A 20,509-nucleotide genomic window follows, 5' to 3' on the forward strand; every position below is an offset into this window, starting at 1 on the left:
ACAGGACGCATGGCGACGATCCCTCCGGCAAGTGGGTCCAAGCTGCTGCTCACAAGCGGCACCTGGCTTCGAACCGACGCAGGCAGCCCCCCCCCTGGAGGGCCAGCAAGTGTTTCAGCGAGGCAGGTCCACTGCCCGGAGCCGAAACGAGTGCCCTTGAGCAGTCTCTAATGCCCCTCCACCACAGCTGCCACACGCTCGAAGTTGCGGTCTTCCAGATCCTCCCTGGCGATCCCAAAAGTCGCTTGACCGCAATCTCCGAACGTGAGGTCTATGGCAGCCCCCCCCCAGCTGCAGCAGACAGACCGGATCTCCCTCGATACCGATGGTTCGCGCCGGGCGATCAATGATGATGCCCACTTGCGGAAAATCTTCTTGGTAACCCAGCCATTGGGCAGGGAATTTCCAGGATCCGGACAGCGGCCGTTCCCAGTGAAAGATAGCGCCAGCTTTGGGCACCTGCCCCGTTGCTGCTACCGCCGCTCCCAATCGGAGTTCCGACCACCGTCGTGGGTAGGCGTTCGGGTCGTGCCCCGAGGGGGCATCCTGCAGCAGCATCCCCTGTGGCCAAGTATCCATCCGAGTTCACCAGGTAATGGCCAGCATGGCTCCGAATACGGACTGAAGGACTATCACGGGTGCTTATCAGGACAACCGAGCGTCGCCGTCGCGGTAGCAATGGCGTCCCTGCTTCACCGCCCCAGGCGGTCCAGGGCTTCGGCCAGCTCCGGCGCCAGCGGCGCGCTGAGCACGTAAGGGGTCTTGCCGGCGTCGAACGCGAACTCCAGCGATGCGGCATGCAGAAACAGCCGCTTCAGGCCAAGCTGCTCGCGCAGGCGCTTGTTGACCTCGGCCTCGCCGTATTTGTCGTCGCCGGCCACCGGGTGGCCCAGATGCTGGGCATGCACACGGATCTGGTGGGTGCGCCCGGTCTCGATGCGGACCTCGCAATACGAATGCCCACCGCGCCGTTCCAGCAACCTGAAGTGGCTCAGCGAGGGCTTGCCGATCGCATTCACCTGCACGTGCCGCTCGCCGCCCTGGCGCAGGCCGATATGCAGGGGCGCATCGACCGTCATCACCCCATCGGGCATGCGCCCGACCAGCAGGGTCAGGTAGCGCTTGGTAATGCCGCGGCCTTCGACGCGGTCGTCCTCGCGCATCAGCGCCTGCAATTCGGTCAGCGCCGAGCGTTTCTTGGCCACGATCAACAGGCCGGAGGTATCGCGGTCGAGCCGGTGCACCAGCTCCAGGCTCTGGTTCGGGCGGAGCGCGCGCAGGGTTTCGATCGCGCCGAAGCTGATGCCGCTGCCGCCATGGCTGGCCACGCCCGAAGGCTTGTTCAGCGCCAGCAGGCGCGCGTCCTCGAACACGATCGCCGCTTCCAGCCGGGCCAGGAACGATGCCGGTGGCGCAGTCTTGTCGCCGTCCTCGGTCACGCGCACCGGCGGGATGCGGACTTCTTCGCCGCCTTCCAGCTTGCGTTCGGCCTTGGCCCGCCCGCCATTCACGCGCACCTGACCGCTGCGCACCAGCTTGTAGATCAGGCTACGCGGCGCGCCCTTGAGCTGGCCGAGCAGGAAATTGTCCAGCCGCTGCCCAGCACGGTCTTCCGGAACTTTGAGAATGCGCACGCCCACACGGTCGGCAGGCGGCTTGGGGGGCTGGGGGTCGGTCATCCGGCTGTTTATTCTGTTACACTCGGCGAGCGAGATAAGGGTTTGATTTCGTTGGAAGTTGATTGGCCAGAAGCCTGACTTCCGATGATTCCGGCACAGTGCGCGACCACCGCCCCCGGGGCGGCCATGTTAGCGGCTCACCGGCCTGCCCGGCCATCGCCAGCGGTCTTTGACCATTGCGTTGAACATGTCCCGTGCGCGGCCCCGGTATCGTCCGGACGCAGCGCCGGCCCTGAAACACCTAAAAAACTTTAAGAGAAGCGCTCCCGCGGCCTGCCGTGGTGTTGCAGCGCTGGAAACCCTAGCCAGGCCTGTCCGCGCGTTGCGCGAAAGGCCGGCGACCTGTTCCAGAGGCGAAACGTCACGGCGTTCCGCGCGGTAGAGCGCGCGAGGAACGCAACAATGAAGCGAATGCTGATCAACGCAACGCAGGCCGAAGAGCTGCGCGTGGCGATTGTGGACGGCCAGACCCTGTACGACATCGACATCGAACAGCCGTCCAAGGAACAAAAGAAGTCCAACATCTACAAGGGCCGTATCACCCGGCTCGAACCCTCCCTCGAGGCGGCGTTCGTGGACTATGGCGCAGAGCGCCATGGTTTCCTGCCGCTGAAGGAAATCTCCCGCGATTATTTCCAGGCCGGCGTCGACCACAACAAGTCGACCATTCGCGAGCTGCTGCGCGAAGGCCAGGAAATCGTGGTACAGGTCGACAAGGAAGAGCGCGGCAACAAGGGCGCCGCCCTGACCACGTTCATCTCGCTGGCCGGCCGCTACATGGTGCTGATGCCCAATTCGCCGAGCGCCGGTGGCGTCTCGCGTCGGATCGAAGGCGAAGACCGCGCCGCGCTGAAGGAAGCGCTGGACAAGCTCGATATCCCCGACGACATGGGCGTGATCATCCGCACTGCCGGTGTCGGCCGTGACGCCGAAGAACTGCAGTGGGATCTGGATTACCTGCTGCAGACCTGGAAGGCGATCGCCGAGGCGGCGCTGAGCAAGCCGGCCGCGTTCCTGATCTACCAGGAATCGCGCCTGATCATCCGCGCCCTGCGCGACTACCTGCGCGCCGATGTCGGCGAAATCCTGGTCGATACGCCGGAGCTGTACGCCGACGCCCAGGAATTCATGAAGCAGGTGATGCCGCAGAGCCTGCGCAAGCTCAAGCACTACACCGACGATATCCCGCTGTTCAACCGCTTCCAGATCGAATCGCAGATCGAAGGCGCCTATGAGCGCAACGTGCGCCTGCCCTCGGGCGGCTCGATCGTGGTCGACCAGACCGAAGCGCTGACCGCCGTCGACGTGAATTCCTCGCGCGCCACCAAGGGCAGCGACATCGAGGAAACCGCGTTCCAGACCAACCTGGAAGCGGCCGAAGAAGTAGCACGCCAGCTGCGCCTGCGCGACCTGGGCGGCTTGGTGGTCATCGACTTCATCGACATGGCCTCGTCCAAGCACCAGCGCGAAGTGGAAAACAGGCTGCAGAACGCGCTCAAGTACGACCGTGCGCGCGTGCAGCTGGGTCGCATCTCGCGCTTCGGCCTGATGGAAATGAGCCGCCAGCGGCTGCGTCCGAGCCTGGGCGAATCCAGCCAGATCGTGTGCCCGCGTTGCGATGGCCATGGCCGCATGCGCAGCGTCGAGTCGCTGTCGCTGTCGATCATCCGCGTGGCCGAAGAGCACGCGATGAAGGAGAACACCGGGCAGGTGCTGGTACAGGCGCCGGTGGAAATCGCCAACTACCTGCTCAACGAAAAGCGCAGCGCACTGCGTGAGATCGAAAAGCGCCACGAGTCGCCGATCATCATCGTGGCCGACGAGCAGCTGCATACCCCGCACTACGAAGTCACGCGTCTTCGCGAGAACGAGTTGGGCGAAGACAGCGGCAAGCCCAGCTACCAGCGCGGCACCCCGCGCAAGTTGCCGGTGCATGCGCTGACCAAGGCGCAGTTGAACATCCCGGCCGCCCCGGCGGTGACCTCGATCAAGCCGAGCCAGCCCGCTCCAGTGCGCGAAGAGGCCCCTGCCCCGGTTGCGCCTGTCGCCGCGCCGGCACCGGTGGTGACCGTGCCGATTCCGGCGCCGGTCACCGGCGTGGTCGGTTGGCTGAAGCGTATTTTCGGTGGCGTCGAGCCGGTCGCTCCTGCGCCCGAGTCGACTCCGCGTCCGCGCCAGAACGATGCCGGCCGCGCTAACCGGAGCGAACGCGGTGAGCGCGGCGGTCAGCGCCGCGACGGCCGCGATACCCGTAATGGCGGCCAGAACCGCGGCAATGGCGGTAATGGCAACGGCAACGGTGCCAACAAGGAGCGTCGCGACGAGCGCCGCCAGCCGGCCAGCGGCCAGGGTGCGCAGAACGGCGCCCAGGCACAGCAGCAGGTGCAGGTGTCCAAGCCGCCGCGCAACGAGGCGCAGGCACCGAAGCAGCAGCAACCGCAGCAGCCCCAGCAGCAGAAGCCCAAGCCGCAGAACCAGCCCCCGCGCCCGCCGCGTGCGCCCGCACAGCAGGACGGCGCGCCGTCCGAGCGTCAGCCGCGTCCGGCACGCCAGGATGAGGGGACGTCGACAGCGCAGACCACCACCGCGACTGCCGCAACGGCAACGACGTCGAGCGTGGCGTCGGCCATCGCCGAAGCCGCTGCACCGGTCAACACGCAGAGCAATGCCAACGAGGCGACCCCGGCGCATCCGGTCGAGGTCGTGGTAGGCGAAACCACTGCCGACCGCGGCACCGACGCGAATTCGATCGCGCCGGTCCAAGACGCCTCGGGCGACGATGCGGCCAATGGTGAGGGCGGAAGCCGTCGTCGTCGCGGTCGTCGCGGCGGACGCCGCCGCCGTCGTGGCGCCGGTGCCAATGGAGAGGGCGGCGGCAGCGTCGATGGTCTGGAGGCCGACGATCTGGACGGCGATGCCGACACCGATCTCGACGGTGATGGCGAAGGTGACGATGCCGGTCCCCAGGCCCACGCCTCGGCCGCGCCGCGTGCCGGCCAGCCGGAGTTCGACTTCGACGACGACGCGCCGGCAGCTGCCGCGCGCAAGCCCGAAGCCGCCATGCAGGCAGCTGCCAAGCCGCGCCCGGTTCCCAAGGAACGTGCAGAGCCGCAAGGCGGCAGCGAGACGGACTCGACCACCGCGCCGGTTTCCAACGCCGTGCCGTCGTCGCAGCCCTCCGCAGCGGCACCGGTTGCCGCAGCTGATGCCGCTCGCGAGCGTCCCGAGGCGCCGGCTGTTGCCGCAGAGGCACCTGCCAAGCCTGCCCCCGCTGCGATGCCGTCGACGGTCGTCGGTGCAGACGTTGCTGCAACGCAGTCGGTACAGCAGCGCCCGGCTCCGGTCGCCCCGCAGGTCTCCGCTGCGCCGGCACCGGTGACTGCTCCGGCACCTGTCGCTGCGACCGCCAACCCGGTATCCCCTGCGGTGACTTCTGGGACTGCGGCCGCCGCATCGGTGCCAGCTGCTGCGGCACCGGCACCGGCTGCTGTAACGCCGGTGGCAACAGAGGCCGAGGCCGGCGCTCAACGCCAGCCCTCCACATCGGCCAACGCCGCTGCGCCCGTGGCCGACAAGGCCGCTGCACCGAAAGCCGACAAGCAGGAGCACGCTGCTTCGGCAGCCGCTGCAACGCCTGTGGTGCAATCGGCGCCGGCGCAAGCCACCACCGCGAAGCCTGCTGCCGATCTGCCTGCGGCGACGCCAACGGCGCAGGCGGCAGTGGTCACGGTCAATGCGCCGCACGCTGCACCGTCTGCCCCGCAGGCACCGCCGGCCGAGGTCGCTGTCACTTCCACTGCCGCGGTCGTGCCGACCAGCTCCGCGGCAGACGCCGCACCAGTGCGCAAGCCCTATACACCGGTGCAGACCACCCTGCTCGATGCGCTGAGCCCCAACGATGCTGCAGCCCCCGCATCCTCGGTCAGCGAAGCGCCGACAGCCCCTGCCGCAATGCAGGAGACGGCGGCAGACAAGCCCAAGCCGACGGTGATCGTGTCCGAGGCAGCAAAGCCGGTTGCCCTGTCGCCCGACGCCGATGAGGCGAAGGACGACGACAGCAACAAGCCGCGTGGCGATCACTGATCTTCACGTGATCGATCGGGCTGGCCTGTGAGCTAACGGGCCATGTCGGCATGAAAAACAGCGGCCTTCGGCTGCTGTTTTTTTATGTGCGTCAGCAGGCGGGAGCACTGCACATGCAGCGGCGCATACCCCGAGATGGTTTTTTCAGTCACCGCGTTTCTGGGCAGTACGCCGACAACAAGTTCACGCGGATGATGAGAGAACCCTTCGTGCGTTGGGCCGCGACAACGGCTGAAGCTTGCTGACGCCTCCCGGCCACTCCCGCAGCAAGGCGCTTTGCACGTCGCGTGCGTGATCACGCGCAGCGCCAGGGCTGCACATCTGCATCTGACGCGCATCGTTATCCTCCGGGTCGGCAGGCGCCTTGCCCTCCAGACGCGGGGTAGTCCAAACCGAGAACAGCGATGACGCAACGTCTCGAGACAGCGGAATTTTCCATCGGAGCCAATCCGATCTTCGACAACACACGCGTGCTCGGCGGCTCGATCAGTCTCGGATACGCGCAGCAGACCACGTTCTCGCCGCAGATCAGCGTGTGGACGGCCGCTGCGGAGCGCAAGCTGTCAGCAAAGACCTGGCTGACCAAATTGACGCGCGACGACGACCCGGTGATCGAGCGCAAGGCGGTCGCCTTTGCCACAATGCACGGCCAGACGATTGGCCGATGTTCAGACACGCTTTGACGCAGCTATCGCCACGCTTGGCCTGGACGGCAAGCGTGAGATCTTGCGCCGGATCGTAGCGCCCTCGGTTTCTCTGACCGAACTCGGCGTTGCGGACTCGGACATGATCGGCATCAGCCGTGTTGGCGGTGCACCTGATCTTGCTGAAGGACAGGGCTGGCCACGCGATGCCAGCGGGTTTTATCTGAACTTTCTGGCGCAGATCGCGTTGTCTGGACTGCCGGAACGTGCGGAAGTCCTGCCAGGGGCGGGACTGCTGGCGTTTTTCACCGGATCGGACTACTCCGATTGGCGTGTCGTGTTCACTCCTCCGGACACCGCGCTGGTGGCCCACGTCCTCCCCCAGGGACGCAATCGATACCACCGAAGCGGCGATGCGCAAGGTCGTCTGGGACGGTGAGCAGCAGCGCTTCGTCGCCAACGGCGCCAACGTGGACGGGTTGTCGCTCGACACCGACGAACCCGGATACCTGCAATTCCGGCGAGACGGCCAGGCGACGATGGTCTTCGCCTCCGAATACGAGATCAGCCGATCGGCACAGGCATTGCGGCTGGAGCGATCGCTCAACGCGCCCTCTTCCTGGCGCATCGCCAGGATGCCGCGAAGGGCGACTTTTCGCGCGTTTATGCGCTGGTGGAGTCCAGCTGACGCTGCAGACGGGCCAGCGAGCGCAGTGCGGCGGCACGGCGTGGTTTGACGATGTCACTGCGCGCTGCGGGCAGGACGCTCCCCAAAGACGTCGACTTACAGGACCCTGGACGGATCGGTCAGGCCATACTGATTGGCCAGCCGCGCCAGCGCGATGTTGTCCTGGATGCCGACCTTTTCGAACAGCCGCGCCTTGTGCGTGTTGATGGTCTTGGCGCTGAGATTCAGCCGCTTGGCGATGTCTTCCTGGCGCAGGCCCTGGGTCAGCAGCAAGGCGACCTCCAGCTCGCGTGGCGACAATGCGTCGAATGGCGAACTGCCACCTTCCAGATTGGACAGCGCCAGATTCTGCGCGATTGTATTACCCAGATAACGCCGACCCAGCGCCACTTCACGTACTGAGCGCAACAACTCGTGCGCGTCGCCGCCCTTGCCGACATACCCTGAGGCGCCTGCTTCGAGCAACCGCTTGGGCAGCGGGCCATCTTCCAGCACGGACACGATGATGACGCGCGTGCCGTAGTCGCCCTTGACGATGCGTTCGGTGATTTCCAGGCCGCTCACGCCGGGCAGGTGCAGATCGCACAACACGATATCGGGCTTGAGCTGGCGGATCTGCGGCAGCGCCGCTTCGCCGCTGTCTGCCTCGCCCACCACATCGACGTCCACTTCCTTGGACAGGATCATCTTCATGCCGGTACGCACGAGTGCATGATCGTCGATCAGAAAAACTCTGATGGTCATCCTTGTTGTCCTCGCTGTGCGGCTGGCTGGTGCAGCCTAGCTCCGTGAATAATTCAGGGCAAGCTCGATGCGACGTATTACGCAAGAGTTAGAGCGATAGACGCCCGTTCTACGGGCAGCGACACGTGTTTGCCTGTGTCGTCGCCGTGTGTTGGCATGATGCAAGCGCCTGCAATGCAGGCCGTATCGGGCAACGCAGTCGCGCCCGGTCAGATTTTCACTGGCTCGGTGGTCCGCGCATTGTCCACCAACGGGCGCAAGTCGGGATCGAGTGCGACACGCTCATCGAACACGAAGCAGCGGCCGTCGTAGCCCTCGCCGCCGACTTCTTCGAAATAGCCCAAGATCCCGCCCTCCAGTTGCAGCACGTTGTCCATGCCATCGGCCTGCATCCAGACAGCGGCCTTTTCGCAGCGGATGCCACCCGTGCAGAAGCTCACCACCGTGGCATCGGTCAATGCAGCGCGGTGCGACTCCAGCGCGGCAGGCAGGTCGGTAAACTTGTCGATCGGCAGGGTCAACGCGCCACGAAAGGTGCCGTAGGCCACCTCCTGCGCATTGCGTGTGTCCAGCAGTACCAGCGGACGTCCCTGGTCGTCCTGCCCGTTGCGCAGCCACTGCTGCAGCACCGCAGGCGTTACCGCAGGCGCGCGACCCGGCAACGGCGAGGCATCGTCGCGGCGGAAGCTGATGATCTCCGGCTTCACCTTGACCTTGAGCCGTGCGAACGGCTGCTGCGCGCTGTGGCTGTACTTGATGCGCATCTGCGCAAAGCGCGGGTCGGCCTGCAGCCATTGATAGAACGCCTGAACCTGGTCGGCTTCGCCCGCCAGAAACAGGTTGATGCCTTCCTCCGCGATCAGCACGGACCCCTTCAGTTCCTGCTGCTGCGCCTGCGCCAGCACGCTGTCGGCCAGGCGCTGCGGGCCGTGAATGGGAACGAATTGATAAGCTGCGGTGTTGGTGATCATCCGGCTATTTTAAAGCGCACGCCCCCGGGGAGCGAGCGCTTGCCAGTCAGTTGCCCCGATCAGACCTGATTGCGCCCGCTGCTGCATGCCATTGCGCACCCGGCTGCGAGACGCAGCGAGCGACTTTGGGCACTGACGCTACAGCTGGCGGCGGTCAGCCGCGCAGCAGCAGGAACGGCAGCAACACCAAGGATGCGACGATCAGCATGCCCAGCAATGTGGCGATCACGAACACCGGGCGCTTGCGCAGCAATGCACCGAAGGTTTCTGCAGTGCCCGCGGCGATGGCTTCCTGGCGCTGTGCGCGGGCAATCGCGCCGCGCTGGGCCTGATAGGCATCCAGCACCGCCTTGGCACGCGGATAGTCGGCGTCGTCACTGAGCCAGATGCCGCCTGCGGAAATGCCCCAGTTGCTGGGCCGGGTTTCATAGACCGGCATGAGCTGCTCGCGCAACAACGCCCGCACCTCGTCGGCTTCGTCATCGGGAACATTGCGCAGGTTGAGCAGCAGCTTGGCCATGGGGCGATGATAACGGGAGCCAGGTGCGATAATGGCCGTCTTCCTTCATGGACATGCCCATGCGCCTTAAGCTGACGCTCTGTGCCGCCCTGCTGCTTGCCAGTTGTGCGCCCGCCCTGCCGCCCTCCGGTGGCACCATCGCCAGCTTCGAGCGGATCGACCGCACTGCCGGTACCGGCGCAGAGGCCACGCCCGGTTCCCTGGTAACGGTGCATTACACCGGCTGGCTGTACGACGAAAAAGCCGCCGACAAACACGGCAAGAAGTTCGATAGCTCGCTGGACCGCGCCGAACCGTTTCAGTTCGTGCTGGGTGGCCGCCAGGTGATCCGCGGTTGGGACGATGGCGTGGCCGGTATGCGCGTGGGCGGCAAGCGGACCTTGATGATCCCGCCGGACTACGGCTACGGCGACAACGGCGCAGGCGGCGTCATACCGCCGGGCGCTTCGCTGGTGTTCGATGTGGAATTGCTCGGCGTGCAGCCGCGCTGAGTGCGACAGTGATGATGGATGCGAGCAGACCGCGGCTGGCGGTCATTGGCGGCGGGTCTGCAGGATTGATGGCTGCCGAAGTGGCGTGCACTGCCGGGATCGCCGTGGATCTGTACGAGGCAAAAGGCTCGGTGGGGCGCAAATTCCTGATCGCCGGCAAGGGTGGGCTCAATCTCACCCACTCCGATCCGATGCCACTGTTCGCCCAGCGCTACCGTGAGCGCACGCCAGCGGTGGCGGCGTGGCTGCAGGAATTCGATGCCGACGCATTGCGCGGCTGGGCGCGCGAGCTGGGCGTGGAGACCTATGTCGGCAGCTCCGGGCGGGTGTTTCCGATCGATCGCAAGGCCGCACCACTGCTGCGCGGTTGGGTGCGCCGACTCAAGGATCAGGGCGTTGCCTTTCACGTGCAGCATCGCTGGCTGGGATGGAACGCTGACGGTGCGCTGCGATTTTCCACACCCAGCGGCACTCTCGATCTCCACGCGGATGCAACGGTGCTGGCACTGGGTGGCGGCAGTTGGCCGCAGCTCGGCTCCGACGGCGCCTGGCAGGCCCCGCTGCAGCAGCACGGCATCGCCGTGCGCCCCTTGGTGCCGTCCAACTGCGGCTTCGATCTCGATTGGAGTGCGCACTTCGCGCAACGGCATGCGGGCGCACCGCTCAAACCGGTGGTCGCGCATTGGCGCGACAGCGCGGGCGTGCAGCACGCGCTGCAAGGCGAATGCGTGATCACTGAGACCGGGATCGAGGGCAGCCTGATCTATGCGATCGCGGCCGATCTGCGTACGCAGATCGATGTGCATGGCGTGGCGGAACTGGCGCTGGATCTGCTACCCGACCGTTCGCTGGAGCGCGTTGACGCCGAGTTGGCCAGGCCGCGCAAGGGGCGCAGTTTCAGCGAACATCTGCGCCGCCAGATCGGTATCGAGGGCGTCAAGGCCGCGCTGGTCTATGAACTGCTCGGCAAACAAGCCGGCAACGATACGGCGTTGGTGGCACGCACGCTCAAGCAATTGCCGCTGCGCCTGCTGCGGCCGCGCCCGCTCGCAGAGGCGATCAGCTCGGCCGGTGGCGTGGAATTGGAAGCGCTGGACGCGCAGTTGATGGCGCTTGCACGGCCAGGCGTGTTCTGTGCCGGCGAAATGCTGGACTGGGAAGCACCAACCGGCGGCTACCTGCTGACCGCCTGCTTCGCCAGCGGGCGTCGCGCTGCGTTTGGTGCGATCGAGTGGCTAAAGCAGCACGGCAATCAGATTACAGCCGATCACTGACGGCCACGCGCGGCCACACCGATTTGACGTCGTAGACCACCGTACCCGGCTTGCCCAGCGCAGCAATGCGCTGGACGTCGTAGTCGCGATATTGCGCATGCGCCACCGCCAGCACGACGGCGTCGTAGGCGCCCTCCTCCGGGCCTTCGCATAACTGCACGCCGGCATGCAGCAGCGCCTCTGCAGGGTCGGCCCAGGGATCGCAGGTGTCGACCTGCACGCCTGCCGCCTGCAGCAATTGCACCAGCTCCAGCGCACGGCTGTTGCGCAGGTCCGGGCAGTTTTCCTTGAAAGTGGCGCCCAATACCAGCACCCTCGCCTGCGCGAGCGCAACGCCGCGCATCGCCAGCATGCCGCAGACCCGCTCGGCCACATGCCGGCCCACACGATTGTTGACTTGCCGCGCGGTGTGGATCAGGTCGGGGTGGTAGCCCACGCTTTCGGATTTGTGCATCAGGTAGTACGGGTCCACCCCGATGCAATGCCCGCCGACCAGGCCGGGGCGGAACGGCAGGAAATTCCATTTGGTGCCTGCCGCTTCCAGGACATCGAGCGTGTCGATGCCGAGCTTGTCGAAGATCAATGCCAGCTCGTTGACCAGCGCGATGTTGACGTCGCGCTGGATGTTTTCCACCACCTTGGCCGCTTCGGCCACCCGCATCGACGACGCACGCCAGGTGCCGGCAGTGATGATGCTCGTATACAGCGCGTCGACCGCATCGGCTGCCTGCGGCGTGGAGCCGGACGTGATCTTGCGGATAGCGCGCAGCCGGCGTTGCCGGTCGCCCGGGTTGACCCGCTCCGGACTGTAGCCACAGCAAAAATCGGTGTTGAAGCGCAGGCCGGACACCGCTTCCAGCAACGGCACGCAGACTTCTTCGGTGGTGCCCGGATAGACGGTCGATTCGTAGATCACCAGATCGCCCGGCTTGAGCGCGGCGGCGATCAACGTGGTGGCGCTGCGCAACGGCTTCAGATCCGGTTGTTCGAAACTGTCGATCGGCGTCGGCACGGTGACGATAAAGATGCTGCACGTCGAAAGGTCTTCGGCAACTGCGCTATAGCGCAGCTGAGTGGCCGCAGCCAGTTCGCCATCGTCCAGTTCCAGCGTGGCATCGTGCCCTTCGCGTAGCTGCGCAACCCGCTGCGCATCGATGTCGAAACCCAGGGTGTCGCGCTGCTCGCCGAACGCCACGGCCAGTGGCAGGCCGACATAGCCCAGCCCGATGACGGCGATGCGTGCGTGCTGCGGTTGGACAGGCGTGGTGCCGGACATGCAATTCCTCGGGATCGCGCGACCGGTTGCCGCGCAGCTGTGCGGCGGCAGCATAGCGCACGCGGGACTCGGACCGGCAGTGGGCGCGATCTTCGTCTGGAGATTCACAATCGCCGCGCAATCAGGCACGCTATCGCCATGCCCGGGTGGCGAAATTGGTAGACGCAAGGGACTTAAAATCCCTCAGCTGTGAGGCTATGCGGGTTCGACCCCCGCCCCGGGCACAGATTCATAGCGGCTCAATGGAACGTAGCGAGTGGTTCTCAGCTGGGTGTGGACAACGCGCCCAGGACCGCAGCGGGCGCGTGGTACATGCCGCACCGAACACCGGACGCGCCCGCCTGGCATGGCCGCAGTGGTTTTGTCAGTCGTTATTGGGCGCTGCCGAGAAAGCGCGACCAACGTGGCGCTGCAGAGATGACGGGGATGACGAAAGCGAAATCGAACGAGCGCAGAGCCCTGCCGACCTTGGCCGACACGCATGCCCTGCGCCAGCAGCCGCCGTGCTGATAGAGCGGGTATCGCCGAAATGCACTGCCTACGATATTGCTGTGCCTGGACTGCAGGCGCACTGGCAGTCTGCCCTGCCCTGCCCTGCAGGCGAGCACCTGGTTGTCCAGGTAATGGACTTTGCCGCTGATCAGTTCTTGCCCGATGCGTTCGCACGCGGCGGCATCGCCTGCCCGCCTGCGATCGGCCGCAGCGTTCGCAAGCGCCAAGCCGAATACTTTTTCGGCAGACTCGCCGCGCGCCACGCGTTGCATCAGCAAGGACTGGTCATTCACCCCGACACCGTGCAGATCGCGAGCGGTGACGCACGCGAGCCGGTATGGCCGGCAACTGCCGTGGGCAGCATCAGCCATACCCACCGGTTAGCCATTTCCGCCGTCGCGCCTGCCGATCGGTGGCGTGGAATCGGCATCGATCTGGAACCCCTGGCAAGTCCCGATGCCCAAAAGGCCCTGCAGGCGACGGTGATCAATGCGTCGGAACTGGCCCTGTTGCAGAGGCTCCACGATGCCGGCGAATTGGCGCTGGATGCATTGCTGACGCTGGTTTTTTCGGCGAAGGAAAGCCTGTTCAAGGCGAGTTTCCCGGCTGTCGGACGGTACTTCGACTTCTCGGCAGCGCAGCTGACGGGCGTGGACGTGGCGGCCGGTTGTCTCCAGCTAAGGCTTGGCGAATCGCTCTGCCAGTCGCTTCCAGCCGGCCATCTGTGCCATGTCGGCTTCGGTTGGGTCGATGCGCAAACGCTCGTCACCTACCGAGTCTGGTGACTGCTGCCGTGCAAGAACAGCGATAGCGCGTAAACGCCCGACTGTTGCCCGCCCCTGCGAGTGCGCCATAGTGCGGCCCGTTCAATCGCTGACACCGCACCCGCTGGACTCTGGAGCGCGTTGGCACGACTCGATCAGGCGTTCGAGGACCGCGGGGGCGGTGTAGGACCTGCCGGCCATGCCATCACCGCCGGGCGCCTCGGAATCGAGCAGCGTCAGCGATGCGACGGTGCGCCCATGTGCAGCCAGCTGGCGGGCCAGGTCGAAGGCGCCCCAGCCGCCAAACGAGTGCCCGAGCAGATGGATTGGACGGTTGGGAAGCTCGTTGATCATCGACTGAGCATAGGCAGCCGCAGCGGACTCGACAGTGCCATGCGGTAGCGGGTCGCCCTGCAATCCGCGTGGCTGCAGACCGTAGACCGGCCAGGCATCGCCCAGCGCGGCGGCAAGATTGACGAATCCAGCAACGTTGTCAGCCGCTCCGGGTACGCACACCACGGATGACTGCTGCTGGGTGCCGGTCTGGATGCGGGTCAAGGGCACGTAGCGTTGCGGACCGCGCGGCGGCAATGGCGGACTGGCCTCCAATTGCTGGCTGATGACCGCCCCCAACGTAGCCACATGAGGCGTTTGAAGCATCGTGTGGTGATCGCCCGGCACGGTGATGCATGTCACCATGTCTGCGGAAAGCAGCGTTTGCCATCCCAGTAACGCGTCGCTTGCCGACCGGGGCGCCAGCGGCTGCGCGGCGGCAAATGGATGGACCGGCACGGTGATCGCCATTGGCAGGTAGTGTCGCTGTGCATCGCCATGCGCCAGCTCGCGCGCCAGCCACTGCAGCAGGCTGGCGTCGTCCTGGTCGGCCCATATCGAAGGCAACCAGCCACGAGAGCGGCAAAGTTTAATCAGCGCAGTTTCTTCCCACCGACTCACCTTCGCCGCGAGCGCCTGCAGGTTGAGGGTCGGCAGGGAATCATTACGGCTTGGGCCAAAAACTTCCTAAGTGACTGATTTGAAAGAAATAATAATTAACACCCGTGACGGATCTCTCCCCAGCTTCTGAACATGCAGAATGCGCCTATCTGCCCGCGCGGCATACTTTAGTCGCAGGATCTCGCCGAACTAGTTCAGATCACCACCTATCCCAGCGGAAGATTCCCGGAGCGGCTTCGATTTGCGCGACTTCGCGCAAATTTTCTAAGGAAACTCTGAACAACTCCCCCTGATCCTGCGACAATCGCACAGAGGCACCAGGACGATGACGATGCAACTGACCTTCGGCGACGCGGAGTACAACANCGAAAACGTGCCGAAAACGGCAAAAAACCGGGGGTTTGAGCGCCCTCAGCGCGGCGGATGTGGCGTGTTTCGTTTTCCGGCTGCGTTGATCAGACCATCCTTAGATTGGCGCTGGATTGAATGCACAGCGAAGACCTGAGTTTGATTTCATATTTTTGGCGTGGCGGACCTCTCCTTCTATGGAGCCAGTTCAAGGACTTTCGCTGTGTAGCTCAGAGGCGCCACTTCTCTATCAAGGTCGAGATGGTAATCGCCGAAGCGATTGATGTGGCTGGTCCGATAAGGCGACAGACCGGCCAGGATCTCGGGCGTTAACTCAACCCCCTCCTTCCGCATCTCAGCCAACGTCCGGCTCATGCCCTCCACGTTGTGGAGGATGATCATGTTCGCCACCAACTGGCTGTACTTGATGATCTTGCGCTGCTCGCGCTGGACGTTCTCAGCAATGATCCCTTGGCTGCCAAAGAAGACCCATTTCACGAAGCCGTTGTACTCTTCGCTCTTGTTGGTCGCGGCATGAATCGTTTTGCGAATCTCGTTGTCATCGATGTAGCGCAGCAAAAACAGCGTCCTGACGGCCTTGCCCAGCTCCCGGAAGGCGAAGTAGAGCTTGTTTTTCCGGCTGTAGGTGCCAAGCCGCCGCAGGATCGAGGACGCGGTGATCTTGCCCAAACGGATTGAGATCACCACCCGCAGCATGTCGTGAAAATGGGTGGCGATCAGTTGCCAGTCTATAGTGTCCCCAAACAGGGCCTGGATGTTCTTGTAAGCTCTTCCCGGCTCAGGCCGGAAGAATGTCAGATCTTTGATGTTTCGGATCCTGGGCATCAGCTGGATGCCTAGCATGTGAGCCAAGCCAAAGACCGGATAGCTTTGGGCCTGCGTGTCGCCGTGGACGATCTCAGGCTGGATGTCGGAAGCGTTGGCCAACAGGCCGTCGAGGATGTAGATGCCCTCGTGCACGCCGCAGGGAATGAAGTGGCTGAACAGCGCCACGTATTTATCGGACACGTGGTAGTAGCCGATGCCGCCGTAGCCTCCGTAGCGGATGTGGTACTCCGACAGGAGGTTGTCCTCGTAGACGCTCCACTTGGTGCCATCTGCTGACGCGCTCTTTCCACTGCCCCAATAGCCCGGCAGGTCGAATTTGTTCTAGGTATTGATGACCTCTACAATGGCCTTCTCAAGCACATCCTCGGTCACGTATTTGAGGTTGAGCCAAGCGACCTGTCGCCGGCTAAAGCCCTTGATCGACCGCGCCGTCTGCGTCGGTCCCAGGTTGCAGCCATAGCAAAACAGCGTGGTGATCACCCGTCGGGGGAGATCCTCAACCTGGCTCTCGGTGCCGGCAATCGGACGGAAGAAGCGGTGCAGATCCAGCCATTGGCTGGCGTCGATCAAGACATCGACGATGCTGGACTCCGGGAGTCGTTCGGCGATGAGACGATCCACGGTGGCAATGGCACTCGAGACCTCGGCGCGTTGCCCCTTCCGCAGTACCAAGCGTCCTTCCAGGATGTCCGCGTGCACATTCTCCGGGAAGCGCGCGTCGACCTCATCGGCCAACGCGGTCAATTGTGCGCGTAATCCGGCCACGAACGACTCGGCGTCGGTGGGCAGGCCTGACACCTGACCATAGGCTTCGAGTTCCTGGGCCAAGGTGGCTTCATCGACCATCTACTCGCGGTAGTCGTCGAAGCGCTCGCTGCTGGGAATGAAGAGATCTCCGGACTTCAGCTTGTCTTTGACCTGCACCAGCACGGCCAGCTCAAAATACTTCCGGTGCATCCAGCCGGCGCCGGCTGCGTTGGCACGCTTGCCGAACACGTGCTGATGCCAGAGCTTGGACATCCAGTCAAAATCCTTCTTCGGGTCCAGGCCCAGGGAGGCAACCTCGATCAGCTCCCGCCGTTGGTTGCGCAGTGACAGCACGGCTGCGATCAACGGCTCCATGCCGGCATCGTGGCTGGTTGCCCGTAGATTCATCAGCTCCAGCCCATTGAGCAGCAGCGGCCTGACCGCGCCATAGGGCTGCAGCATGAAAGGCAAGTAGTTTTTCCCTGCGTAGGCCATATGCTCTTCGCATTCGGCGAGCAAGGTCGATACTTCTGCTTCCAGGCTATTGTCGATGGCGTCCACGCGCTGACTATCGCTGCCGTCGAGCTGATAGGCCTGCAGGATTTCCCTGAGCTGGCCGATGAGAAAATCGGCCCGCTCGGCGTGTTCGAGCTGGTAGGCCAGCAGCTTCTGCTGCGCGGTGTTCTCCAGCCCACGCACCTGCTTAATGAACAATTCGGCTGCGTCATCCAGAGTCTTGGCATGCTGGGCGCGAATGAAGATGGTGGCCAGCGCATAGCGCTTGTCCGATGCCAATTCGGCCAACTCGCTGGCGTCATACGCACGAGCCATTGCACGGAATTGCTTGAGCTTGGGCACCGGCACATCAATGGGAGGTAGCTGGTCGGCCAACTGTTGGAGCATGCGAATGTGCTGCAGATAGAACCGTACCTCCTTGTTGGTCGGCCGGCCAGGCTCGCGCTTGAGCGATTGCCAGCCAGTAAATCTGGACCTTTCCGGTGCACGCAACAGTTCGTCAATGAGCTTGCGCGTGGCCGGCGTCAGCGCGTGGCTGATGCTGCGGTAGTAGCCCAGATTGACCCGCTCACGCGCCCCGATGGCGGCCAATTCCAGAGTGCGGAAGGCAGGTAGTTCGTAGCGGTGGTGCACCAGTTCTTCGAGTAGGACGTTCACGATATCAGGGATGGTGTGCTTGGTCTGGGCGGCGGCAGTGGCCACCGTGTCAAGCCAGGCCAAGCCCGATTTATCCAGGGGACGTACCCCAATGAACTGCCGAAGCTGCGGCATGTGCCGGCGCTTGCTGCCTGAGGTGTCACAGCGTTCGAGCTGGTCGGTGTCCAGTACGCGCCCGAGACGGGTGGCCTTGGCGATGTGCTGCTGGATCCGCTTGGGTACTTCGGCCAATAGCGTGAAGTACCCCAAGCGCTGGAAGAGCTTGAGATGAATCAGCACCGCCAGTTGCGGGCCTAGCTGGGTGGTTAGCTGTTTGGAGAATGCAATCTCAGCGGAGGTCGGGGTATAAATCTCCTCCAGTTCCTTGGCGGTGGGATCAGGCTTCAGTCGCGGGTAGGCGGTCTCGTGAAGGGTAGCCATTGGATCTGGAGGTTGTGAGGGGGGGATCAGTCCCAGTGCCGGCCGTCGTCTGTACTGAAAGACGCTTCCAGGAAACACTGGTGTGTATCGGCCATGCGGTGCATGTCATCGAGCAACGTGGCCAGGATTTCATCCAGATCCCGGTCGGGATCGGTAGGAACAGTCAACTGGTACTCGCTGTTGGCGGCGTTTAGGGCAACGCTGATCAAGTAGTCGCAACGGCCAGCGAACTGGCCGATCCGGCTCATGACGCACTTGGATCTACGATCAGCCGTCCTTCCANTGCCCTGATCGGCCGCCATCGCCAATGTCTGCTGTTTCATCGGTCGTTCCGATTTGAAGGAAGGGGCATATTTTCTCCGATAGGGACCGACTTGATCAGCGTTGCCTTAGACGCACAGCTTGGAACGGGGCCAAGCAAATCTCTTCGATCCGGCCCCGGGCTTTGAACGCGCTGCGGCCGGCGCGGCCAAACGGGGTCAGCACCATACGTAGGCGCAGCTGCAGTGCGGATTTGCCCTCTGGCGCCGGCAGTGCCATCGCTGGTGCTGGCGCAGTTGGACCGGGCAGGCTCGCTTCAATGCGGTCACGTGCAAACGGGTCACGCCCGTCCAGGTAACGCATGGCCGACTGCACATCGCGCCAGCCGACGTACTCCATCAACGCCTTCATGTCCCAACCTTGGTCGTTGGCCCAGCTGGCAAAGCCGCGACGCAGCGATGGCTGCTGTGGAGTCCAGCATCGGCAAAGCCAGCACTGGTCAGTAGCTCGCGTAACAAGCGCACCAAGCTGTTGGGATGGAGGCCTTCGGCGCTCACCTGGCCCCAGCGGTTGATCGCCCGAAATACCGGCCCTTCGTGCACGTTGGCCGCCTGCAGCCACGCCTGGGTTGCTTCCACTGGACACAACCGCGACAGCGCCGGCACTTTGTAGGTGACTCCGGCTGCCTGCCGATCGCCCTTGCTGCATGGCAGGAAGCAGTTCATCCCCTGTCCCGGTACCAGCGTGAGATGGGCCACGTCCAGACGCAGGAGTTCATCGCCACGGAAGCCCCGCCAGAACCCGAGCAGAACCAGCGCTCGGTCCCGGTGATTGCGCAGCGCCGCCGCTCCGTCGCGCCGGGCATATGCCGCAGCGATTGCTGCGGCCAGCCAATCATCGAGTTCGACCAGCCGCCGAATCTGAAGCGGAGCCGCTTGCTTGACCTGGCCTGGGTGGAGGGTCTGGATGCCTTTGAGCACCTTACGCACCAGTGGCGACCGGGTGGGATCGACAAATCCATGGTCGCGGTGCCAAGAGGCAATGGCAGCCAACCGGTGGCGAAGGGTACTGGTTGCCAGCGTCTGCGCATGCGCGGCCAGGTACCGCGCCACGCTGTCAGGTGTGGCTGGGAGGTGCCCTTGCCATTCGACCTCGAAGTGCCGCAGCGCCGACGCGTAGCTGCGCACCGTGTTCTGGCGCGTGGCCGCATCGAGATAGCGATCCAGTTCGGTCACTGGCGCGTGGTCTCCACAGAGGCCGACTGACGCAGGGTCGAGAGGATGGTGCATCCAGCTCGCGGTTCGCCATCGCAACTGGCGATCCCCCGTTCCTGCTCGGTGGTCATGCGCTGCAGGTCGGCCAAACGCGATCGTGCAATGTCGGCCCGGCCATAGACCCAGTCGCAATTGCCCGAGCGCGGCTGCAGGCCGATCCGCTCGTAGTAGCGGATCGTCTCCGGGTGGCATCCACTGGCGTCGGCAGCCGCACGGATTTTCATTCGTAGTACGCGTGACTCCGTAGTGGCTACGAACTTTACCCTCACGGTCTCTGCCATGCCAGAGGCCTGCCCGGGCATGGCTTTCCTGCGACTTGAGATGATGCACCGAGTGATTGTGGCTGCCGCTACGAGGCCAAGAATGCGTAGGAGCGACTCGCGCTGCCAAGAGTCGATTCACGACGCTGGGTCATGAGACACGCGATCGCCTTTTAGGCTTGCAGGCTGTAGGGAGCTCTGCGCGATTCACTTCCTAACCGATGGTGGGCACACTTCTTGTCAGCGCAGTAAGCTAAGGTCTCTTTATTTTCGGAAGCAGTAGCGATGACCCTACCTGACGAACGCACCCGCAATGTCTTGCAAGCGGGCGCGTTTCTGAAAGAGCTTGCTGGTAACAAGGCTGTTCCCGAGGAGGTGCGGCAAGAGGCCTATCGTTTGCTACGGCACTATCCGACACTAGAGCGTGTTATGAACTTTGAAGTAGAGACGCGGCATTTCCAAGCATGAGAATGGAGAAGACGACGAAGTGGAGTCCAGCCAGGGTTTCCGGCAGGCGTTCGTAATCACGGGCCAGGCGTCGGAATCGATTGACCCAGCCGAAACTGCGCTCCACGACCCAACGGCGCGGTAGCAATA

Annotated in this window: 18 protein-coding genes, 1 tRNA gene and 2 pseudogenes; 10 read left to right on the top strand and 11 right to left on the bottom strand. The window is 63.9% G+C overall.

Translation table 11 applies throughout. From position 1 onward, the window contains the following. Window positions 1-167: 167 nt before the first annotated feature. Together XCSCFBP4642_RS30770 and XCSCFBP4642_RS0111595 are read right to left on the bottom strand one after the other, a co-directional pair. Window positions 168-347 carry a DUF1963 domain-containing protein gene (locus XCSCFBP4642_RS30770; RefSeq protein WP_160170369.1) on the bottom strand — a complete coding sequence of 60 codons (180 nt, stop codon included), beginning with the start codon at window positions 345-347 and terminating at the stop codon, window positions 168-170. A 345-nt stretch (window positions 348-692) separates the two neighbouring features. After that, a complete protein-coding gene (locus XCSCFBP4642_RS0111595) occupies window positions 693-1,679 on the bottom strand; it encodes an RluA family pseudouridine synthase (protein ID WP_029219927.1) in 987 nt (328 codons plus the stop codon). A 411-nt stretch (window positions 1,680-2,090) separates the two neighbouring features. Between XCSCFBP4642_RS0111595 and XCSCFBP4642_RS0111600 the strand changes: the two genes are divergently transcribed. From XCSCFBP4642_RS0111600 to XCSCFBP4642_RS0111615, 5 genes are all read left to right on the top strand, one after another. Next, window positions 2,091-5,762: an Rne/Rng family ribonuclease gene (locus XCSCFBP4642_RS0111600; protein ID WP_029219928.1), complete on the top strand. Its 3,672-nt coding sequence runs from the start codon at window positions 2,091-2,093 to the stop codon at window positions 5,760-5,762. Window positions 5,763-5,812: 50 nt separating this feature from the next. After that, on the top strand, window positions 5,813-6,007 hold the full coding sequence (locus tag XCSCFBP4642_RS29190; RefSeq protein ID WP_160170370.1) for a hypothetical protein: 195 nt from the start codon (window positions 5,813-5,815) through the stop codon (window positions 6,005-6,007). A gap of 159 nt (window positions 6,008-6,166) precedes the next feature. Beyond that, window positions 6,167-6,445 (top strand): hypothetical protein, encoded by a 279-nt coding sequence (locus tag XCSCFBP4642_RS0111605; RefSeq protein WP_029219929.1) that lies wholly within the window; start codon window positions 6,167-6,169, stop codon window positions 6,443-6,445. Then, entirely contained in the window at window positions 6,420-6,845 is a 426-nt protein-coding gene (locus tag XCSCFBP4642_RS0111610) for a DUF1963 domain-containing protein (protein WP_152527259.1), read from the top strand. The genes XCSCFBP4642_RS0111605 and XCSCFBP4642_RS0111610 overlap by 26 nt, the downstream gene beginning before the upstream one ends. Then, the gene (locus XCSCFBP4642_RS0111615) at window positions 6,820-7,143 is read left to right on the top strand and encodes a hypothetical protein (RefSeq protein ID WP_029219931.1); all 324 of its coding nucleotides are present in this window, start codon (window positions 6,820-6,822) and stop codon (window positions 7,141-7,143) included. The genes XCSCFBP4642_RS0111610 and XCSCFBP4642_RS0111615 overlap by 26 nt, the downstream gene beginning before the upstream one ends. 47 nt (window positions 7,144-7,190) lie before the next feature. Here XCSCFBP4642_RS0111615 and XCSCFBP4642_RS0111620 read toward each other — a convergent pair whose 3' ends face one another. The 3 genes from XCSCFBP4642_RS0111620 to XCSCFBP4642_RS0111630 all read right to left on the bottom strand — a co-directional run bounded on the left by XCSCFBP4642_RS0111620 (window position 7,191) and on the right by XCSCFBP4642_RS0111630 (window position 9,329). After that, complete coding sequence (locus tag XCSCFBP4642_RS0111620; RefSeq protein ID WP_029219932.1) at window positions 7,191-7,838, bottom strand: response regulator; 648 nt, start codon at window positions 7,836-7,838, stop codon at window positions 7,191-7,193. A gap of 209 nt (window positions 7,839-8,047) precedes the next feature. Then, window positions 8,048-8,809: a sulfurtransferase gene (locus tag XCSCFBP4642_RS0111625; protein ID WP_029219933.1), complete on the bottom strand. Its 762-nt coding sequence runs from the start codon at window positions 8,807-8,809 to the stop codon at window positions 8,048-8,050. 154 nt (window positions 8,810-8,963) lie between these two features. Continuing rightward, window positions 8,964-9,329, bottom strand: coding sequence for a DUF6164 family protein (locus XCSCFBP4642_RS0111630; RefSeq protein WP_029219934.1), 366 nt, complete (start codon window positions 9,327-9,329; stop codon window positions 8,964-8,966). Window positions 9,330-9,388: 59 nt separating this feature from the next. Here XCSCFBP4642_RS0111630 and XCSCFBP4642_RS0111635 point away from each other — a divergent pair, with 59 nt between their 5' ends. Both XCSCFBP4642_RS0111635 and XCSCFBP4642_RS0111640 read left to right on the top strand, forming a co-directional pair. After that, window positions 9,389-9,820, top strand: a complete 432-nt coding sequence (locus XCSCFBP4642_RS0111635; protein WP_029219935.1) for an FKBP-type peptidyl-prolyl cis-trans isomerase — start codon at window positions 9,389-9,391, stop codon at window positions 9,818-9,820. 11 nt (window positions 9,821-9,831) lie between these two features. Further along, entirely contained in the window at window positions 9,832-11,094 is a 1,263-nt protein-coding gene (locus XCSCFBP4642_RS0111640) for a TIGR03862 family flavoprotein (protein WP_029219936.1), read from the top strand. Here the strand turns inward: XCSCFBP4642_RS0111640 and XCSCFBP4642_RS0111645 are convergent. Continuing rightward, window positions 11,078-12,370, bottom strand: a complete 1,293-nt coding sequence (locus XCSCFBP4642_RS0111645; protein WP_029219937.1) for a nucleotide sugar dehydrogenase — start codon at window positions 12,368-12,370, stop codon at window positions 11,078-11,080. The genes XCSCFBP4642_RS0111640 and XCSCFBP4642_RS0111645 overlap by 17 nt on opposite strands. Window positions 12,371-12,510: 140 nt before the next feature. Here XCSCFBP4642_RS0111645 and XCSCFBP4642_RS0111650 point away from each other — a divergent pair. Both XCSCFBP4642_RS0111650 and XCSCFBP4642_RS0111655 read left to right on the top strand, forming a co-directional pair. Further along, a tRNA-Leu gene (locus XCSCFBP4642_RS0111650) sits at window positions 12,511-12,594 on the top strand. Window positions 12,595-12,993: 399 nt separating this feature from the next. Further along, window positions 12,994-13,647 carry a 4'-phosphopantetheinyl transferase family protein gene (locus tag XCSCFBP4642_RS0111655; protein ID WP_029219938.1) on the top strand — a complete coding sequence of 218 codons (654 nt, stop codon included), beginning with the start codon at window positions 12,994-12,996 and terminating at the stop codon, window positions 13,645-13,647. Between the two features lie 81 nt (window positions 13,648-13,728). Here the strand turns inward: XCSCFBP4642_RS0111655 and XCSCFBP4642_RS0111660 are convergent, their stop codons facing one another. From XCSCFBP4642_RS0111660 to XCSCFBP4642_RS0111680, 4 genes and pseudogenes are all read right to left on the bottom strand, one after another. Continuing rightward, window positions 13,729-14,526, bottom strand: coding sequence for a thioesterase domain-containing protein (locus XCSCFBP4642_RS0111660; RefSeq protein ID WP_029219939.1), 798 nt, complete (start codon window positions 14,524-14,526; stop codon window positions 13,729-13,731). A 597-nt stretch (window positions 14,527-15,123) separates the two neighbouring features. After that, window positions 15,124-18,117, bottom strand: a pseudogene (locus XCSCFBP4642_RS24675) (Tn3 family transposase). Between the two features lie 390 nt (window positions 18,118-18,507). Continuing rightward, window positions 18,508-19,613: pseudogene (locus XCSCFBP4642_RS24680) on the bottom strand (site-specific integrase); the annotation flags it as partial. Continuing rightward, the gene (locus tag XCSCFBP4642_RS0111680) at window positions 19,610-19,876 is read right to left on the bottom strand and encodes a MerR family DNA-binding transcriptional regulator (protein ID WP_029219941.1); all 267 of its coding nucleotides are present in this window, start codon (window positions 19,874-19,876) and stop codon (window positions 19,610-19,612) included. The gene XCSCFBP4642_RS0111680 and the pseudogene XCSCFBP4642_RS24680, both read right to left, overlap by 4 nt. Before the next feature lie 321 nt (window positions 19,877-20,197). Between XCSCFBP4642_RS0111680 and XCSCFBP4642_RS30490 the strand changes: the two genes are divergently transcribed. After that, a complete protein-coding gene (locus tag XCSCFBP4642_RS30490; protein ID WP_084624494.1) occupies window positions 20,198-20,380 on the top strand; it encodes a BPSL0761 family protein in 183 nt (60 codons plus the stop codon). On the opposite strand, the gene XCSCFBP4642_RS27005 is transcribed toward XCSCFBP4642_RS30490, so the two are convergent. Next, window positions 20,340-20,509 (bottom strand): transposase (locus XCSCFBP4642_RS27005; RefSeq protein WP_152527260.1); only part of this gene is annotated, 170 nt, incomplete at its 5' end. The genes XCSCFBP4642_RS30490 and XCSCFBP4642_RS27005 overlap by 41 nt on opposite strands.

Origin of the sequence: Xanthomonas cassavae CFBP 4642 (genome assembly GCF_000454545.1) — a bacterium.
Lineage (GTDB): Bacteria > Pseudomonadota > Gammaproteobacteria > Xanthomonadales > Xanthomonadaceae > Xanthomonas > Xanthomonas cassavae.

Bases quoted from the DNA above. Each gene is read 5' to 3' on its own strand.
- XCSCFBP4642_RS0111615 (WP_029219931.1), top strand. From the start codon at position 6,820: ATGCGCAAGGTCGTCTGGGACGGTGAGCAGCAGCGCTTCGTCGCCAAC.
- XCSCFBP4642_RS0111655 (WP_029219938.1), top strand. From the start codon at position 12,994: ATGGACTTTGCCGCTGATCAGTTCTTGCCCGATGCGTTCGCACGCGGC.
- XCSCFBP4642_RS30490 (WP_084624494.1), top strand. From the start codon at position 20,198: ATGACCCTACCTGACGAACGCACCCGCAATGTCTTGCAAGCGGGCGCG.
- XCSCFBP4642_RS0111680 (WP_029219941.1), bottom strand. From the start codon at position 19,876: ATGAAAATCCGTGCGGCTGCCGACGCCAGTGGATGCCACCCGGAGACG.
- XCSCFBP4642_RS0111595 (WP_029219927.1), bottom strand. From the start codon at position 1,679: ATGACCGACCCCCAGCCCCCCAAGCCGCCTGCCGACCGTGTGGGCGTG.
- XCSCFBP4642_RS0111605 (WP_029219929.1), top strand. From the start codon at position 6,167: ATGACGCAACGTCTCGAGACAGCGGAATTTTCCATCGGAGCCAATCCG.
- XCSCFBP4642_RS0111600 (WP_029219928.1), top strand. From the start codon at position 2,091: ATGCTGATCAACGCAACGCAGGCCGAAGAGCTGCGCGTGGCGATTGTG.
- XCSCFBP4642_RS0111645 (WP_029219937.1), bottom strand. From the start codon at position 12,370: ATGTCCGGCACCACGCCTGTCCAACCGCAGCACGCACGCATCGCCGTC.
- XCSCFBP4642_RS0111640 (WP_029219936.1), top strand. From the start codon at position 9,832: ATGATGGATGCGAGCAGACCGCGGCTGGCGGTCATTGGCGGCGGGTCT.
- XCSCFBP4642_RS0111620 (WP_029219932.1), bottom strand. From the start codon at position 7,838: ATGACCATCAGAGTTTTTCTGATCGACGATCATGCACTCGTGCGTACC.
- XCSCFBP4642_RS0111635 (WP_029219935.1), top strand. From the start codon at position 9,389: ATGCGCCTTAAGCTGACGCTCTGTGCCGCCCTGCTGCTTGCCAGTTGT.
- XCSCFBP4642_RS0111625 (WP_029219933.1), bottom strand. From the start codon at position 8,809: ATGATCACCAACACCGCAGCTTATCAATTCGTTCCCATTCACGGCCCG.
- XCSCFBP4642_RS0111630 (WP_029219934.1), bottom strand. From the start codon at position 9,329: ATGGCCAAGCTGCTGCTCAACCTGCGCAATGTTCCCGATGACGAAGCC.
- XCSCFBP4642_RS29190 (WP_160170370.1), top strand. From the start codon at position 5,813: ATGAAAAACAGCGGCCTTCGGCTGCTGTTTTTTTATGTGCGTCAGCAG.